Raw genomic sequence first — 16,345 nt, forward strand, 5'->3', positions numbered from 1 at the left:
GAGCTGTGCTCAGGCCATGTCGATGACGACGCGCCCGCGCGTGCCCGCCGCCACAGCCGCATAGGCGTCCTGCGCGCGTTCGAGCGCGAACCGCTCGGCCACGACGGGCGCGGCGAACTTGCCTGCATCGAAGGCATCGGCCAGCGCCTGCATGATCGGCGCGGCTTCGGCGACGCCGAGCTTCGCGCTGTCCGCGCCCAGCAGCTGCGTTTCGTTGTGATAGAAGTCGATCAGGTCGAACTCCACGCGGCGCTTGCCCGTGGCGCTGATCTCGACCACACGGCCACGGCGCTTGACGAGCGACAGCGCCAGCTCGAACGCCACGCCGCCCACTGCGTCATAGACGACGTCCGCGCCCGCGCCGCCCGTGAGTTCGCGCACCTTGGCGGCCGTGTCGCCGTCCATCGGCACGAAAGCGTCGATCAGGCGCGCGGCGGGCGAATCCGCATCCGGCGCCTCGCGCCCGACGCCGATCACGCGCGCCCCGCGCGCCTTGGCGATCTGCGTGACCGCCCCGCCCACGCCGCCCGACACGCCGATCACGGCGATCGTTTCGCCCGCGCTCAACTGCGCGTAATCGACGGTGCCCAGCCAGCCCACCACAAAATTCACGCCGATCGACGCGGCCTGCGCATGCGAGAGCGACTTCGGCTTGCGCGCGAGCGCCGCGACCGGGATCTCGATGAATTCGGCGTGCGTGCCGTTGCGCGTGAAGCCGATGTCGCCGCCCGTGCCCCAGACTTCGGCGCCGATCCACTCGTCGGGGCCCGCCACGACCACGCCGCTGAAGTCGCGGCCCGGCACGCGCGGCAATACCGTGTGGTCGAAGTGGCCGGAGACGTTCTTCACGTCGCTCGGGTTCACCGACGCACTCTTCACGTGCACGAGCGCGTTGCCCTCGGCGGGCGTGGGCGTGGGCAGGTCGACGAGTTCGAGGACGTCAGGCTTGCCGAAGGTCTTGAACTGGATGGCTTTCATGGTGGACTCCGCTGATCGGTGGGAAGGCTGCTTGCGATATGGAGCCAGTCTAGATTGCCAGGACGCAGTTGAGTGGACAGATGCTTTCGAATTTCGGACAAAGCCCGCGCCGCGTCCTGCAAGCGCCCATGCAAACGGCCTGCGCGAAGGCAGGCCGTTTTGATGCTGGACGACGCTTTGGATCAGAGCGCGTCGAGCGGGATCTTCAGGTAGCGCACGCCGTTGTCCTCGGGCTCGGGCAGGCGGCCTGCGCGGATATTCACCTGGATCGACGGCAGGATCAGGTTCGGCATGGCGAGCGTGCGGTCGCGGGCGCTGCGCATCTGCACGAAGGCGTCCTCGCTCACGCTGTCGTTCAGGTGGATGTTGCCCTCGCGCTGGGCGCTGACGGTGCTCTGGAAGCTCGGGCCGCGCGATTCGGGCGGGTAGTCGTGGCACATGTAGAGGCGCGTGTCGCCCGGCAGGTCGAGCAGCTTGCGCACCGAGCGGTAGAGCGTGTGCGCGTCGCCGCCCGGAAAATCGCAGCGCGCCGAGCCGACATCCGGCATGAACATCGTGTCGCCGACGAACACCGCGTCGCCGATCCGATAGGCGAGATCGGCAGGCGTGTGGCCGGGCACGTGCATCGCGCGTGCTTCCAGCGGGCCGACGTGGAAGATTTCTTCGTCGGTGAAGAGATGGTCGAACTCGCTGCCGTCGGCCGCCAGCGCGCCGTGCAGATTGAAGACCTTGCCGAACACGCCCTGCACCATGCGAATGTGCTCGCCGATGGCGATTTTGCCGCCCAGTTCCTGGCGCAGGAACGGCGCGGCGGACAGATGATCCGCGTGCGCGTGAGTCTCCAGCAGCCAGTCCACGCTCAGCCCGTATTCGCGCACGAAAGCGATCACGCGTTGCGCCGATTCCGTGGACGTGCGGCCCGACTTCGGGTCGTAGTCCAGCACCGGATCGACGATCGCGCACGCCGAGCCGCGCCCCGAATGCACGACGTAAGTGACGGTGGAGGTGACCGGGTCGAAGAACGGCTCGACGAGCGTAGCGGCTTCGGCTGGCGATCTGGCGGCGGGTGCGGACATCGGTGACTCCCTGTAGCGCATATTCTATTGAGGCACATATTATGAATCGATATAATGTTTGTCAATAAACTGACCGCTGCTCCATGATGTCGCACATCGCTCTGCTCATCGCTCCGGTGACCCGCCTATGAACTCCCCTATCACGCCCGATGCGCTCGCCGCACTGCGCGAATCCGCCGAAAAGTGCTGCGCGCTGCTCAAGGCGCTCGCGCACGAAGACCGTTTGCTGCTGCTGTGCCAGCTCACCGAGGGCGAGCGCAATGTCGGCGAGCTGGAAGATCTCGTCGGCGTGCATCAGCCGAGTCTGTCGCAGCACCTGGGCGTGCTGCGCGAGGAAGGCCTCGTCGAGACGCGCCGCGAAGGCAAGTACATCTACTACCGTCTCGCGAGCACCGAGGTCATCCAGGTGATGCAGACGCTTTCCAGCCTTTATTGCGGCCGACTGAAGGCAACCCCGGCAAACCCGGCGCGCAAGGCATAAACGCCAGCGCCCCACGCCGCAGAAAAACATTCAGCCACACCAGGAGTTTTCGAGCTTATGCAACTCGTGCAACACGACGCGCGCTTCGCGAGCGCCGACCAGATCACGCCCGCCGATCTCGCCGCCATCGCGGCCGCAGGCTTCCGCTCGCTCATCTGCAACCGGCCCGACGGCGAAGGCGGCCCGACGCAGCCGGCATCCGCTGAGATTCGCGCCGCCGCGGAACAACTCGGTCTCCAGTTCGCCTACCTGCCCGTCACGCCCGGCAAGATCGGCCCCGACGAGGTCGCGCAGTTCGCGCAACTGCTCGCCGACCTGCCCGCGCCCGTGCTCGCCTACTGCCGCACCGGCAACCGCGCGACCAATCTGTGGCAGTTCGCGCAGGCGGCCGCCGTGGCCGCGCCCGTTGCCGCATCGGCTCCCCGCACGGTCAGCGACCCGGAACCCTGGGACGTCGTCGTGATCGGCGGCGGACTGGCAGGCATCAGCGTGACGTCGAGCCTGCTGCGCCGCCGCCGCGACCTGCGCATCGCCATCGTCGAGCCGAACGAGCATCACGACTATCAGCCCGCCTGGACGCTGGTGGGCGGCGGCGCGTTCGACGTGAAAAAGACGCGCCGTGCGATGGCCAGCGTCATGCCGCAAGGCGCGACGTGGATCCGCGCGGGCGCCGCGCGCGTCGAGCCTGCGCAGAACCTCGTGCACCTGAGCAACGGCGACACCGTCGCGTACAAGCAGTTGATCGTCGCACCGGGGCTGCGTCTGGCGTGGGAGCGCATCGCGGGCCTGCAGGAGACGCTCGGCAAGAATGGCGTGACCTCGAACTACCGCTACGACCTCGCGCCCTACACGTGGGAGCTCGTGCAGAAAATGCAGAGCGGCACGGCGCTCTTCACGCAGCCGGCCATGCCGATCAAGTGCGCGGGCGCGCCGCAGAAAGCCATGTATCTCGCCTGCGATCACTGGATGAAGCGCGGCGTGCTGCCGAAGGTGAAGGTCGAATTCGACCTGGCGGGCGCGGTGCTGTTCGGCGTGCCGACGTTCGTGCCGCCGCTCATGGCGTACGTGAAGCGCTATAACGCGCAGCTCGAATTCAGCTCGAACCTGGTCGCCATCGACGGCCCGGCGCGCAAGGCCACCTTCGAAGTGAAGGACGCCGACGGCAACGTCACGCGCGTCGACAAGCGCTTCGACATGATCCACGTCGTGCCGCCGCAGGTCGCGCCCGACTTCATCCGCGAAAGCGATCTCGCCGATGCGGCGGGCTGGTGCGAAGTCGATCATGCGACGCTCCAGCATCCCCGCTGGCCCAACGTGTTTTCGCTTGGCGACGTGTGTTCCGCGCCCAATGCGAAGACCGGTGCGGCAGCGCGCAAGCAGGCCGTGATCGTCGCCGAGAACCTGCTGGCCGCGCGTGCGCATGTGGAGATGCGCTATCGCTACGATGGTTATGGTTCGTGCCCGCTCACGGTCGAGAAAGGCAAGGTCGTGCTCGCCGAGTTCGGCTACGGCGGCAAGCTGCTGCCGACTTTCCCGCTCGACCCGACGCGCCCGCGCCGCCTGATGTGGTTCCTCAAGGCAAGCGTGCTGCCGCGCTTCTACTGGAGCGGCATGCTCAAGGGCCGCGAATGGTTCACGGGCGCGACGGCCAGCGATACGCAAGGCTAAGCCGCTCGCCGCGCATCCGACATCGATAAAAAGGAGCCCCGCACCATGGATACCGCCCTGCTCGTGAGCGCCGCGCTTGGCTCGGTCGTCGGGCTCATCCTCGCACTGACGGGCGCGGGCGGCGCGATTGTCGCGGTGCCGCTGCTGGTGTTCGGCCTCGGCTTGAGCGTGGCGCAGGCCGCGCCCATCGGGTTGTTCGCGGTGGCGCTCGCGGCGGGCATTGGCGCGCTGCTCGCGCTGCGCGAGGGCAAGGTGCGCTACAAGGCCGCCGCGCTGATGGCGTGCTCGGGCGCGGTGATCTCGCCTGCCGGGCTGTGGGTCGCGCATCGCGTGCCGGACGCGCCGCTCATGCTGGTGTTCGCGCTGGTGCTCACGCGCGTGGCCTGGCGCATGTTCAACCAGCCGGCCGCGAGTGCGGCGCACGACCTTCACGGTGGCGCCGAACCTTGTCCTTCCGATCTGCCCTGCCGGCTCAACCTGGAACGCGGCAAGCTCGACTGGACTGCACCCTGTGCGCGGGCGCTCGCGCTTTCGGGGGCGATGGCGGGCTTTCTTTCGGGCCTGCTCGGCGTGGGCGGCGGATTTGTGATCGTGCCGGCGCTCAAGCGCGCCTCCGATATTCCGATGCAAGGCATTGTCGCGACTTCGCTTGCCGTGATCGCGCTGGTGTCGATTTCAGGCGTGGCGGCCTCCGCTGCCAGCGGGCACATGCTCTGGGTCAACGCGCTGCCGTTCGCGGCGGGCGCGCTCGCCGGGATGCTCGTGGGCCGCAGCTTCGCGCGTCATGTGAGCGGCGCGCGCTTGCAGCAGTCGTTCGCGGTGTTCGCCGGCTGCGTGGCAATCGGCATGGCGGTGAAGGCCGTTCATGCGCTGGTGGCCTGACGCCGGCTCAGCCCTCGAATTCAGTCCTCGAACTCATCTCTCGAATTCAGCCCCCGGACTCAGCCCTCGAAATCCAGCCCGCCGATCAGGATTTCCGGCTCGCCCTGCGTGCGCGTCGAGAAGTCCACCGGACGCGCCGTCTGCCACGCCGCCATCTTGCGCACCGTCGCTTCCAGGTAATGCGCGAAACGCGCCTCGCCGCCGGGTTCCATCAGGCGCTCGATCTCGTCGACGTCCCAGGTCAGCGACACGTTCAACGCGTACGCATAGGCGTGGCGCGCCTCACCAGGCTCGCCGCGCAGGCGCACGCGCGTGGGGCGGCCATGACCTTCATTGGGCACGACATCGACTTGCACCGTCGGCCCGAAATGCTTCGCCAGCTTCGCGGCAATGCGCGGCGCAAAAGCGTCTTCGAATCGATGAACGGCTTCGTTGCTCATGCGCGGGTGTCTCCAGTTCTCGTGCCTTGATTGCTTTAATTGCTCTGCCTGCTTCCGGCACATCGTCGCATACGCCTGCGCCATCGCGCCAGCCCGGACGCGTCAGTCGGCAACGCGCGCCGCCCGCGCCGCCGCCAGCGTGCCGCGCAAGCCTTCGAACGAATAAAGCGCGAGCGCGACCCAGATCGCGCCATAACCGATCGCGCGCACCGACCCGAACGGCTCGCTGTAGATCAGCACGCCCGTGAGCAGTTGCAGCGTGGGCGTGACGTACTGGATCAGCCCGAGCATCGACAGGGGGATGCGCCGCGCGGCCGCCGCGAACAGCAGCAGCGGCACCGCGGTGATCGGCCCGGCGGCGGCCAGCAGCAGTTGCAGGCCGAGCGACGCATGCGCAAAGTGACTCGCGCCCGTCAGCCCGATGATCGTCAGATACACGAGCGCCACCGGAAACAGCAGCACCGTTTCGAGCGTCAGCCCTTCGAGCGCGCCGAGCTGCGCGGTCTTGCGCAGCAGCCCATAGCCGCCGAAGGTCGCCGCGAGCGCGAGGCTGATCCACGGCGGCGTACCGTTCTGCCAGGTCAGCCAGATCACGCCCAGCGTCGCGATCGCCACCGCGCACCATTGCAGCGGCCGCATGCGTTCGCGCAGGAACGCATAGCCGAACACGACATTGATGAGCGGATTGATGAAGTAACCGAGACTCGCTTCGACGATGTGCCCGGCGTTCACGGCCCAGATATAGATGCCCCAGTTGGCCGACAGCAGCACGGCGCTCGCGGCGAAGCGCGCGACGAGACGCCGGTCGCGCAGCGCGGGCCGCAGCCAGCTCCAGTGATGCCGCACGACCAGCACGCCCAGGATGAACACGAGCGACCAGGCCATGCGATGCGCGAGCATTTCGAGCGCGGGGATCTGGTGCAGCGTCTTGAAGTAGACCGGAAAGAGGCCCCACATGACGAAGGCGGACAGGGCGTAGGCGATGCCGGAATTCATAGGCGTTCGGGTTGGATTGACGCATCTCGCGGCAGCGGTCTGAGCCTTCACGACCGCCGGGGGAATCAAACCGTACCAGAAAATTTCAGGAAGATTTCATCGATCCCCTGCGCCAGGCCGCCGGTTTTGCGACAATAGCGGACTTTCGCCGCCAGACTTTGCCGCTGTCCAGCCTGACGCGCGCCTGACCGAATCGACTGTGAATCGACTGATCGACGGTCATGGGCCCGTGTCGCGACGCCGCGTCATCCGCGAGGCATGTAGCTAGACCCGCATTCTTTTCCCGTGAGACGCGCGCCCCGCGCGCGATCCGCGCCGCCGCGATGTCCCTACCTCATATCGAACCGCTGTATTCGCTGTCCGGCCTCGCGGTCGGTTTCCTGGTCGGCTTGACTGGCGTTGGCGGCGGCTCGCTGATGACGCCGATCCTCGTGCTGCTCTTCAACGTCCACCCCGCCACGGCGGTCGGCACCGACCTGCTCTACGCCGCCGCGACCAAATCGGCGGGCACGCTGGTGCATGGGCTCAAGGGTTCGGTGGACTGGCGCGTGACGCTACGGCTTGCGGCCGGCAGCGTGCCGGCGGCCACGATCACGCTGATCCTGCTGCACCGCTACGGCATGGACACGCCGCGCGCCGGGCACCTGATCCAGGCGGTGCTGGGCGCGGCGCTGCTGATTACCGCGGTCGCGCTGCTGTTTCGCCCGCAACTGGCGGCCTTCGCGGCGCGCCATCGGCATGGGCCGAGCGAGAAACGCACGCTGCTCTTCACGATCCTGACGGGTGCGATCCTGGGCGCGCTGGTGTCGCTGACCTCGGTGGGCGCGGGTGCGATCGGCGTGACGGTGCTGTTGCTGCTGTATCCGGCGCTGCCGACGGTGCGCATTGTCGGTTCCGATGTCGCTCACGCGGTGCCGCTCACGCTGCTTGCGGGCGCGGGGCACTGGCTGCTCGGCTCGATCGACTGGTCGATGCTGCTGTCGCTGCTGTGCGGCTCGCTGCCCGGCATCGCCATCGGCAGCATGCTTTCCTCGCGCGCGCCTGAAAAGCTGCTGCGCATGCTGCTGGCCGCCACGCTCACGCTCGTGGGCATGCGTCTCGTGCTGGCTTGAACTGGGCCCGAAATGCGCCTGAAATGCGCCTGATCGCCCGGATCAGCGCATAAAAACACTCCGCGCGGCCGTCGCGCCGCGCGTGTTTCCCCGTTTTATCGACGACCTTCGGCTCAGGCGTGCGGCGCCCGGCTGAAGAAGCGGCCGTTCAGGTCGGTCTCGAACTGGCGCAGCCACTGCCCGCGCGCGTCGATGCGGTAGGCCTGGGCCCACGCGCCGCGCCGCACGATCAGCAAGTCGCCATGCTCGGGATCGTCGGGATCGGTTTCGCCGCTCACGTCGAAGTGGATCGGAGCGAAGCCGTGCCGCGCGCAGGCCAGCTCGAACGCCGCGCGATCGACGAGCGGCAAATCGGTGTAGGTGTGAATGGTCATGACAGTGTCCGGCAAGGAGCCACAAGAGGACTCGTGGGGTCTGCATGAGTGCAAGATATACCCCCAAACACGCGAAAGCTGTGTGTCAGTTCACATTTATCGCGCGCATCCGCCATTCCCCGCGTAAATAGTCCGAAAAAAGCGAGTCCGAAAAAACGAGTCCAAAAAAAACGGGCCCCGGCGATGCGCCGGAGCCCGTTCTTGCGGTGCCTGGCTGGTTCGAGACCAGCCTGAAGCAATTACTGCTGCATGACCGACAGCTTGTTCGTCACCGACTTCACGCCTGCCACGCCTTGCGCGACCTGGCCTGCCTGGTCGATCTGACCCTGCGTCGGAACCGAGCCCGTCAGCGTGACGGCGCCCGAGCGCGAGCGCACAGTGATGTTCGACACGTCGAGGCCTTGTGCCTTCGACAGCGCCTTGCGAACCGTGTAGCCGAGCTTGCGGTCGACCTTCTTGGCCGACGGGGCCGGAGCCGCCGACGTCATGGCGGCCGCGCCGCTCGCCGAGGTGTCCTGGGCATACACGCTGCATGCGACCGTCACGCAGGCCACAGCGGCCAGAGTCTTCAGAATAGCGACCGATTTCATATTTTCTCCTTGTTACTATCGCGTTGTTGCTTCACACGTTGCTTCGCTCATGGCCCAAGCCACGTGGCGAAAATGGACCGCCTCTTGCTGGAGCCGGACGCGGTGCTGCGGCCCGCCCAGTCTGACGGCTTCGGTACGACACCCACGGGCAGGCATGCGAGCGCGTACGCGCGTCGAGACACTGCCATGGTCAGGACACGCTGCTGCGAGAGGCAAGGATTCGGTTGTGCGAAGCGACACGCCGGCGCCGCTGGCACACATAGCGACACTTTCACCGGTTGCCGTGAAGCTTCTTCGAGCTGCTTGAACAGCTTCTGGATAGTAACGGTCTAGTCACGGTCGATTTGCTCGACTCCGGCCGCCGCGCGCCTGAGCGCGCCGCAGCGACCCACAATTTAGCCTGGGCGGGGCCCGAGCGCAAAGTTTTTAGCGGCCGGCGCGGCGTGCGCGCCACGCCTCGCTTCATGGCGCTAGAGCCGCCATTCTCATGTAACATCGGCGGGCAGCGGGCAAACCGAGGCGCCGCACGACCCGAACCTCCCGAGGCCCACCACTCCCCGATGAAGTCCCCCTCCGGCCGCAAACCTCCTGTACGTCTCGTCGCGCGCTTCGTGGCGATTTCGTGGCGCGACCTGGCTGTCTCGTTCGGCCCCATCCTGCTGGTGAGCGTGGCGGCCATCTGGCTCGCCGTGCGGCTGATCCAGCCCGCGCCGCCCAGCACCCTGACGATGAGCGCGGGCCCCAAGGGCAGCACCTTCTGGAACGCCGCGCAGAAGTACAAGACGATCCTCGCGCGCAACAACATCACGCTCGACGTGCTCGAATCGGAAGGCTCGGCGCAAAATCTCGCGCGCCTGTCAGACCCGGCCTCGCATGTCGATGTCGCGTTCGTGCAGGACGGTCTCGCGACCAACAAGGTGCCGCAGGGACTGGTCTCGCTGGGCAGCGTGGCCTATGTGCCGCTCGCGGTCTTCTATCACGGGCCGCCGGTCACGCGCCTGTCGCAATTCGAGGGCGAGCGCCTCGCCATCGGCGCGGAAGGCAGCGGCACGCGCGAACTCGCGCTCGCGCTGCTCAAGGCCAACGGCATCGAACCGGGCGGCAAGACGCAACTGCTGCCGATGTCCGGCGACGACGCCGCGCACGCGCTGGTGGAGGGCAAGATCGACGTGGCGTTCCTGGCGGGAGACTCCGCCCAGCCGCCGGTCATGGGCCGCCTCATGCGCATGCCGGGCGTGCGCTTTTTCGACTTCGCCCAGGCCGACGCCTACGCGCGCCGCTTCCCGTATCTCACGGCCATCACGATCCCGATGGGCGCGTTCGACTTCGGGCGCAACCTGCCCGCCGCGCCGCTGCACTTCATCGCGCCAACCGCTGAACTGGTCGCGCGCGACTCGCTGCATCCCGCGCTCTCCGACCTGCTCGTCGAAGCGGCCAAGGAGGTGCATGGCCGCTCGACGCTGCTGCAGCGCGCGGGCGAATTTCCGGCGCCGCGCGCGCAGGATTTCCCGATCAGCGACGATGCCGCGCGCTACTACAAGTCGGGCAAGAGTTTCCTGTATCGCCTGCTGCCGTTCTGGCTCGCGAGCCTCGCCGACCGGCTGCTGGTCGTGCTGGTGCCGGTCATCGTGGTGCTGATTCCGGGGCTGCGTCTCGTGCCTGGCCTCTACGCCTGGCGGGTAAAATCGCGGATCTATCGCTGGTATGGCTCGCTGATTGCGCTGGAGCGCGCCGCGCTCGCCGACAACTCGCCCGACGAGCGCCGCTCGCTCATGCGCCAGCTCGACAAGATCGAGGAGTCGGTGAACGGCATGAAGATGCCGCTGGCGTATGCGGGGCAGTTTTACGTGCTGCGCGAACATATCGGCTTCGTGCGCGAGCGGCTGCTGGCCGTGCGCGAAAAGCTCGAAGCCAGAAGTGAGGACAGCGGCGAAAGCGGCGATGAAAACAGCGGCAAGGATGGGACAAACCCGGACGCCAGCGAACCGGCGATCCGCACGTAAGCAGGACAAGTGCGGCAGGTCATGATCGGCCGCACAAACGCAGCAGGACAAATGTTTCGAACCGTCACGTGCGGAAAGTCCCGAGGCAAAAAAGCAGCACGCGCAAACGAATACAGTCAATACTCGAACGACGGGCCGCCGGTGCGGCCCGCATGAGGCTCATCTCGGAGGAACAGCATGATCAGCGGCATCGACGCCAACCAGCCGGCCTGGTTCTACGACTTCGTGTCGCCGTTCTCGTATCTGCTGCTGGAGCAGTACGACAAGTGGCCAGGGTTCGACTTCGTGCCGACGCCGGTGCTGCTCAGCGACCTCTATCGCCATTGGGGCACGCCCTATGGCGGCGCGATTCCCGCCAAGCGCATCTTCACCTACCGCCACGCCCTCTTTCGCGCGGAACAGCTCGGCATTCCGCTGAAGATGCCGCCCGCGCATCCGTTCGACTCGGTCAAGCCGATGCTGCTGGCGATTGCGGCGGGCGGCGAGTTCGCCTGCGTGCGCGAGATTTTCCGCTTCATCTGGCGCGAAGGCCGCGACCCGTCGAGCGAGGAAGGCTTCGAGCAGCTGTGCGAGCGCGTGGGCATTGCGCACGGCGAAGCGCTGATCGAAGAAGAAGCGGTGCGCGCGCAACTGCGCCGCTACACCAACGACGCGATTTCGATGGGCGTGTTCGGCGTGCCGACTTTCTGGATGAACAAGCAGCTGTTCTGGGGCGAAGACGCGCTGCCGATGGTGCTCTATTGCGCCCGCACGCCCAACTGGCTCGACTCGCGCGAGGTCAAGCGCATCAGCACGCTGCCTTCGGGTTTGGCCAGCCCGGAAGCTGCCTGAAAGCCCGCGTCAAACCCGCTTGAATCAGGGCTGAATCCGGCCCGGTTCAGGGCTGATTCAGGGCCGGTTCCGCATCGGGCGAGCTCGCGGCGGCGCGCCTGATGGCCGCCATAGGGCGCGCCCTATGGCGGCGCGGCGCGCGGCGGCATAAGGTTATGCCTGAAGCCGTGCGCGCACGGCACGGCAGCCGCTCCCCACGCGGCTTTTCACGCCCGCTTCGCGCCGCACTGCACGCCGAATCCCCACACCTTTGCATTACATGGACGACACTGCCCTTTCCCTCGACATCTGGCTCGTGCGCGTGCTGCGCACGCTGCTGGTCGAGCGCAGCGTCACGCAGGCCGCGCTGCGGCTGAACCAGACCCAGCCGGCCATCAGCACGGCGCTGCGGCGGCTGCGCGAGATCCTCGGCGACCCGATTCTCGTGCGCGGCAAGGCCGGCATGGTGCCGACCGAATACGGCGAGTCGCTGCTCGCGCACGCCCAGCGCGTGCTGCGCGACGTGGATTTCGTCGCCACGCCGCACGGCGACTTCGACCCGGAGCGCTCCAGGCGCACCTTCCGTGTGGCCGCGCCCGACTATCTCAACGACTTCTTCATGCCGACGCTGATCGCTTGGTTCCGCGAAGCGGCGCCCGCAGCACGGCTGGAGATCCTGTCGCTGTCGCCCACGCTCGACCACTACGGCGCGCTGGAGGCCGGCGAGCTCGACATCGTGATCGGCAACTGGCCGAAGCCCGATGCGCGCTTCTCGCGCAGCGACCTGTTCACGGATCGCATCGTGTGCATGATGCGCGCCGATCACCCGCTCGCGCGCGGCCCGCTCACGCGCGAGGCCTATCTGGCGGCCGGGCATCTCGCGCCCACGCCTTATACGGGCGCCAACGCCAGCCCCATCGATATCGGCTTCGCGAAGGCCCGCGCGCACCGGCGCATCGTGGCGACGCTGCCCTACTTCGGGCTCGTGCCGCAGGTGCTGCTGCAATCGGATCTGATCTTCACCACGACGCGCCGTTTCGCCACGCACTACGCGGGCCTGCTGCCGATTGCCGTGGCGGAGCCGCCGTTCGCGTTTCCGCGCATCCGCTGCTATCAGATGTGGCACCCGCAGCCGGACAGGCCCAGCGACGTGCACTGGCTGCGCGACCTGATCGAAGGCGTGTCGGCGTCGTTGACCGTGCGCGGCGGCAAGCGTGCGAGCGGCGCAAGCAAGCGCGGGGCTTCGGGCACGCGCAGCAAGCCGGTTGTGCAGGCCGTTTCGGCTTCGGCATCGACGCAGGAAGAAGCCTGACGTCGTTCGCAACCGCGCCTATCGTTCGGATTGCAAACCAATCTTCACGCGAACGCTTTCGCGTTCATTTCGACACTTTCATTTTCCAGTCGGGATGGTTCGCGAGCGCGAGTTCGCCGTCGTCGCCCTTGACGACCGGGCTGCACCAGTCGGACACGTTCCTGCGCCATTGAACATGGCTGCAATACTTGCCGTCGTCGGAGATTTTCCAGGTGCCGGTGCCGGGCGACGAATAATGCTTCGATGACGTGAAGCCCGACGTCCAGACCGCTTCGACGCTGCCGTCATCGGCGTCTTTCCAGAGCGTGGTCGAGCCATCCGCGTAAGTAATCTGCACCTGTGCGCCTGGCATGAGCTGCTGGAGTTCGTCGTGCGTGAGCGGCGTGGTGCCGTCGGCGAAGGCCGTGGAGGAAGCGAGCGCCGCGATGGCGAACGCAAGGCTTGCGAGCGTGACTGTCATATTGAACCTCTTCTACGTCATGCAGCAGCACAAAACAAACTGGGCGGCCACGCAAAACGCATGGCCGCCCAGTTCATTGAAGCTGTTGCGAAGTCCAAAAGCAAATTGATGCGCTTGCTACATTGGCGTACGCATCGTTTTGCCAGCCTGCTCTTTTGTCCTCTTTCGAATCGATTACGCCTGCGCGAACGTCTCGCGATGCACTTCGTTCGGCAGCGCCAGGCGCATCTGCATCAACTGCGCGGCCACGGCCACGGCAATCGAAGACGGCGCCTTGTCCACGATCCCCTTCACGCCGATCGGGCAGGTGATCTCGCCCATGCGTTCGGCGGCCACACCGCGCTCGATCAGGCGGCGCTCGAACTTCACGCGCTTGGTCTGCGAACCGATCAGGCCAAACCACGCAAAATCGCGCCGCCGCATGATGCGCTCCGAGAGCTCGAAATCAAGCGCGTGGTTATGCGTCATCACGATGAAGTACGCGCCGGGCGGCGCTTCGTCGACGATGGCCGCGGGCGTGTCGGTCGCCTCGACCTGCACGTTCGCGGGCACCTCGTCGGGGAAGAGCTCGTCGCGCTCGTCGACCCACTGCACGACGCACGGCAGCATGCCGAGCAGCGTCACGAGCGCATGCCCCACGTGCCCCGCGCCGAACAGCACGACATGCATCGGCCCGTACTGCGGCACCGGCGTGCTGCGCCGGCCGATCACGACCCGGCCGTGGCTGTCGACATTCACGCAATGATTCGGATGACTACGCATATCGCGCTCCTCTCTCGCTCTCGTCGCCTTAACCGCGCGCCATCGTCCGTACCGCGCGCACGCCCTTGAGGATTTCCTCGGCGGTCGCGGGTGCGTTCATCGGCGGGTTGAAGCGGTAATCGGCCACGCTCGCCACGGCGTCGCGGATCGCGAAGAACACCGAGAACGGCAGCAGGAGCGGCGGCTCGCCCACGGCCTTCGAGCGATGGATGCTGTCCTCGGCGTTGCGGTTCTTGAACAGCTTCACGCTGAATTCCGGCGGCGTGTCGTTCACGGTCGGAATCTTGTAGGTGGACGGCGCGTGCGTCATCAGCTTGCCGTCCGGCTTCCACCAGAGTTCTTCCGTGGTGAGCCAGCCCATGCCCTGAATGAAGCCGCCTTCCACCTGCCCCACGTCGAGCGCCGGGTTCAGCGATGCGCCCACGTCATGCAGCGCGTCGGCGCGCAGCACGCGCATTTCGCCGGTCAGCGTGTCGATCACGACTTCGGAGACCGCCGCGCCATACGAGTAGTAGAAGAACGGCCGTCCGCGCAGCGTCGCTTGATCCCAGTAAAGCTTGGGCGTGGCATAGAAGCCGTCCGACCACAACTGCACGCGCGCGAGATAGGCCTTCTGCACCAGCGTGCCGAACGGCACGACTTCGTCGCCGACGATTGCGCAGTCATTCGCAAAACGCACGTCCGCTGCGTTGACCTTGCCCTTGCCCCAGGTCGTGGCCGCGAGCGATGCCAGGCGTTCGCGCAACTGGCGCGCGGCGTCCTGGGCGGCCTTGCCGTTCAGGTCGCTGCCCGTCGATGCCGCCGTCGCCGACGTGTTGGCCACCTTGCTGGTGTCCGTCGCCGTCACGCGCACGCGGCCAAACTCGATGCCGAGTTCATGCGCCACGACCTGCGCGACCTTGGTGTTGAGGCCCTGGCCCATCTCGGTGCCGCCGTGGTTCACGAGCACGGAGCCATCGGTATAGATATGCACCAGCGCGCCGGCCTGGTTGAAGTGCGTGACGTTGAATGCGATGCCGAACTTGCACGGCGTGATCGCAATGCCCTTCTTGAGCACCTCGTTGTTCGCGTTGAATTCGCGGATCGCTGCGCGGCGCGCGCGATAGCCGCTCGTCTCCACGAGTTCGTCCATCAACTCGTGAATCACGTTGTCTTCGATGGTCTGGCCGTAGGGCGTCTCGTTGTTCTCGGTCTTGCCGTAGAGATTGCGCTTGCGCACGTCGAGCGGATCGAGGCCGAGCGAGCGCGACACATCGTCCATGATGTATTCGATCGCGAACGCGCCTTGCGGGCCGCCGAAGCCACGGAACGCCGTGTTCGACTGCGTGTTGGTCTTGCCGCAGAAGCCCGAGATCGACACGTCGGGCAGCCAGTAGGCGTTGTCGAAGTGGCAGACCGCGCGCGTCATCACCGGGCCGGACAGGTCGGCCGAGAAGCCGCAACGCGACGTCATGTCGACGCTCACGCCTTCGATCGTGCCTTGATCGTCGTAGCCCACTTCATACGTGTAGTGGAAGTCGTGACGCTTGCCCGTGATCATCATGTCGTCGTCGCGGTCGGGACGCAGCTTCACGGGGCACAGCAGCTTCCACGCGGCCAGCGCCGCGCAGCACGCGAAAATGCCCGACTGCGATTCCTTGCCGCCGAAGCCGCCGCCCATGCGCCGGCATTCCACCAGCACGTTGTGCGAGGCCACGCCCAGCACGTGCGCGACCAGATGCTGCATTTCGCTCGGGTGCTGCGTCGAGCACCACACGTGCATGCCGTCGTCGTCCTTCGGCACGGCGTAGGCGATCTGCCCTTCCAGATAGAACTGCTCCTGGCCGCCCAGCAGCATCTCGCCTTCATGGCGATGCGCGGCGCGGGCGGCGCGCGTGGAGGCTTCGCCGCGCGCGAGCTTCATCGGCGGCAGCACCGACTGGTTCGCGGCGCGCGCCTGCTGCGCCGTGAGGATCGGCGGGAGTTCTTCGTACTGCACTTCGGCGCGGCGCGCGGCGAGGCGCGCGATATCGTGCGACGTCGCCACGACGATGAACATGGGCTGGCCCACGAACTGCACGATGCCGTCGGCCAGCACGGGATCGTCGTGGATGATCGGGCCGCAGTCGTTCACGCCGGGGATATCTTCGGCGGTCAACACGGCGACCACGCCCGGCGTCGCGCGCACTTTCGCGAGATTCATCGACACGATGCGCGCGTGCGGCTTTTGCGACAGCCCGAGCGCGGCGTGCAGCGTGCCCGCGACGGTCGGGATATCGTCGGTGTAGGTGGCGCGTCCGCTCACGTGCAGATGCGCGGATTCATGCGGGCGCGAGACGTGCACCTGTGCGAAAGGTTCACGCGCCTTGGCTTCTTCCAGGAACGGTTCGGCTTGCTGGTTCATGGTTTCGTTCTCCGTAAC

At 66.6% G+C, this 16,345-nt stretch carries 16 protein-coding genes; 7 read left to right on the plus strand and 9 right to left on the minus strand.

Annotated elements, in window-relative coordinates; translation table 11 throughout:
• Nucleotides 1-9 precede the first annotated feature (9 nt).
• Both BBA01S_RS12505 and BBA01S_RS41020 read right to left on the minus strand, forming a co-directional pair.
• Nucleotides 10-978, minus strand: coding sequence for a quinone oxidoreductase family protein (locus tag BBA01S_RS12505; RefSeq protein ID WP_027816746.1), 969 nt, complete (start codon nucleotides 976-978; stop codon nucleotides 10-12).
• Between the two features lie 182 nt (nucleotides 979-1,160).
• Nucleotides 1,161-2,054: an MBL fold metallo-hydrolase gene (locus BBA01S_RS41020; RefSeq protein WP_042296903.1), complete on the minus strand. Its 894-nt coding sequence runs from the start codon at nucleotides 2,052-2,054 to the stop codon at nucleotides 1,161-1,163.
• A gap of 127 nt (nucleotides 2,055-2,181) precedes the next feature.
• Between BBA01S_RS41020 and BBA01S_RS12515 the strand changes: the two genes are divergently transcribed.
• From BBA01S_RS12515 to BBA01S_RS12525, 3 genes are read left to right on the plus strand one after another with little or no spacing between them, the layout of a single operon-like run.
• Nucleotides 2,182-2,535, plus strand: coding sequence for an ArsR/SmtB family transcription factor (locus BBA01S_RS12515; RefSeq protein WP_027816747.1), 354 nt, complete (start codon nucleotides 2,182-2,184; stop codon nucleotides 2,533-2,535).
• A gap of 57 nt (nucleotides 2,536-2,592) precedes the next feature.
• Nucleotides 2,593-4,203 (plus strand): bifunctional protein tyrosine phosphatase family protein/NAD(P)/FAD-dependent oxidoreductase, encoded by a 1,611-nt coding sequence (locus BBA01S_RS41025; RefSeq protein ID WP_062863696.1) that lies wholly within the window; start codon nucleotides 2,593-2,595, stop codon nucleotides 4,201-4,203.
• Nucleotides 4,204-4,248: 45 nt separating this feature from the next.
• Nucleotides 4,249-5,085, plus strand: a complete 837-nt coding sequence (locus tag BBA01S_RS12525; protein WP_027816748.1) for a sulfite exporter TauE/SafE family protein — start codon at nucleotides 4,249-4,251, stop codon at nucleotides 5,083-5,085.
• 59 nt (nucleotides 5,086-5,144) lie between these two features.
• On the opposite strand, the gene BBA01S_RS12530 is transcribed toward BBA01S_RS12525, so the two are convergent.
• Both BBA01S_RS12530 and rarD read right to left on the minus strand, forming a co-directional pair.
• On the minus strand, nucleotides 5,145-5,525 hold the full coding sequence (locus BBA01S_RS12530; protein ID WP_027816749.1) for a DUF5594 family protein: 381 nt from the start codon (nucleotides 5,523-5,525) through the stop codon (nucleotides 5,145-5,147).
• Nucleotides 5,526-5,627: 102 nt separating this feature from the next.
• Nucleotides 5,628-6,521: an EamA family transporter RarD gene (rarD, locus tag BBA01S_RS12535; protein ID WP_027816750.1), complete on the minus strand. Its 894-nt coding sequence runs from the start codon at nucleotides 6,519-6,521 to the stop codon at nucleotides 5,628-5,630.
• 323 nt (nucleotides 6,522-6,844) lie between these two features.
• Here rarD and BBA01S_RS12540 point away from each other — a divergent pair, with 323 nt between their 5' ends.
• Complete coding sequence (locus tag BBA01S_RS12540) at nucleotides 6,845-7,633, plus strand: sulfite exporter TauE/SafE family protein (RefSeq protein ID WP_027816751.1); 789 nt, start codon at nucleotides 6,845-6,847, stop codon at nucleotides 7,631-7,633.
• A 113-nt stretch (nucleotides 7,634-7,746) separates the two neighbouring features.
• Here BBA01S_RS12540 and BBA01S_RS12545 read toward each other — a convergent pair whose 3' ends face one another.
• Both BBA01S_RS12545 and BBA01S_RS12550 read right to left on the minus strand, forming a co-directional pair.
• Complete coding sequence (locus BBA01S_RS12545) at nucleotides 7,747-8,007, minus strand: hypothetical protein (RefSeq protein ID WP_027816752.1); 261 nt, start codon at nucleotides 8,005-8,007, stop codon at nucleotides 7,747-7,749.
• Between the two features lie 239 nt (nucleotides 8,008-8,246).
• Nucleotides 8,247-8,597, minus strand: a complete 351-nt coding sequence (locus BBA01S_RS12550; protein ID WP_027816753.1) for a BON domain-containing protein — start codon at nucleotides 8,595-8,597, stop codon at nucleotides 8,247-8,249.
• 560 nt (nucleotides 8,598-9,157) lie between these two features.
• Between BBA01S_RS12550 and BBA01S_RS41030 the strand changes: the two genes are divergently transcribed.
• The 3 genes from BBA01S_RS41030 (at nucleotide 9,158) to BBA01S_RS41035 (ending at nucleotide 12,722) form a co-directional block, all read left to right on the plus strand.
• Nucleotides 9,158-10,600: a TAXI family TRAP transporter solute-binding subunit gene (locus BBA01S_RS41030; RefSeq protein ID WP_042296905.1), complete on the plus strand. Its 1,443-nt coding sequence runs from the start codon at nucleotides 9,158-9,160 to the stop codon at nucleotides 10,598-10,600.
• Between the two features lie 177 nt (nucleotides 10,601-10,777).
• Nucleotides 10,778-11,431 (plus strand): 2-hydroxychromene-2-carboxylate isomerase, encoded by a 654-nt coding sequence (locus BBA01S_RS12560; RefSeq protein ID WP_027816754.1) that lies wholly within the window; start codon nucleotides 10,778-10,780, stop codon nucleotides 11,429-11,431.
• 259 nt (nucleotides 11,432-11,690) lie between these two features.
• Entirely contained in the window at nucleotides 11,691-12,722 is a 1,032-nt protein-coding gene (locus tag BBA01S_RS41035; protein ID WP_042296907.1) for a LysR family transcriptional regulator, read from the plus strand.
• Between the two features lie 64 nt (nucleotides 12,723-12,786).
• Here BBA01S_RS41035 and BBA01S_RS12570 read toward each other — a convergent pair whose 3' ends face one another.
• The 3 genes from BBA01S_RS12570 to xdhB all read right to left on the minus strand — a co-directional run bounded on the left by BBA01S_RS12570 (nucleotide 12,787) and on the right by xdhB (nucleotide 16,327).
• Nucleotides 12,787-13,182, minus strand: coding sequence for a DUF995 domain-containing protein (locus tag BBA01S_RS12570; protein WP_027816755.1), 396 nt, complete (start codon nucleotides 13,180-13,182; stop codon nucleotides 12,787-12,789).
• 174 nt (nucleotides 13,183-13,356) lie between these two features.
• Nucleotides 13,357-13,944, minus strand: coding sequence for a xanthine dehydrogenase accessory protein XdhC (xdhC, locus tag BBA01S_RS41040; protein WP_042296909.1), 588 nt, complete (start codon nucleotides 13,942-13,944; stop codon nucleotides 13,357-13,359).
• A 28-nt stretch (nucleotides 13,945-13,972) separates the two neighbouring features.
• The gene (xdhB, locus tag BBA01S_RS12580) at nucleotides 13,973-16,327 is read right to left on the minus strand and encodes a xanthine dehydrogenase molybdopterin binding subunit (protein WP_027816756.1); all 2,355 of its coding nucleotides are present in this window, start codon (nucleotides 16,325-16,327) and stop codon (nucleotides 13,973-13,975) included.
• Between the last annotated feature and the right edge of the window lie 18 nt (nucleotides 16,328-16,345).

This window comes from Paraburkholderia bannensis NBRC 103871, assembly GCF_000685015.1.
Classification (GTDB): domain Bacteria; phylum Pseudomonadota; class Gammaproteobacteria; order Burkholderiales; family Burkholderiaceae; genus Paraburkholderia; species Paraburkholderia bannensis.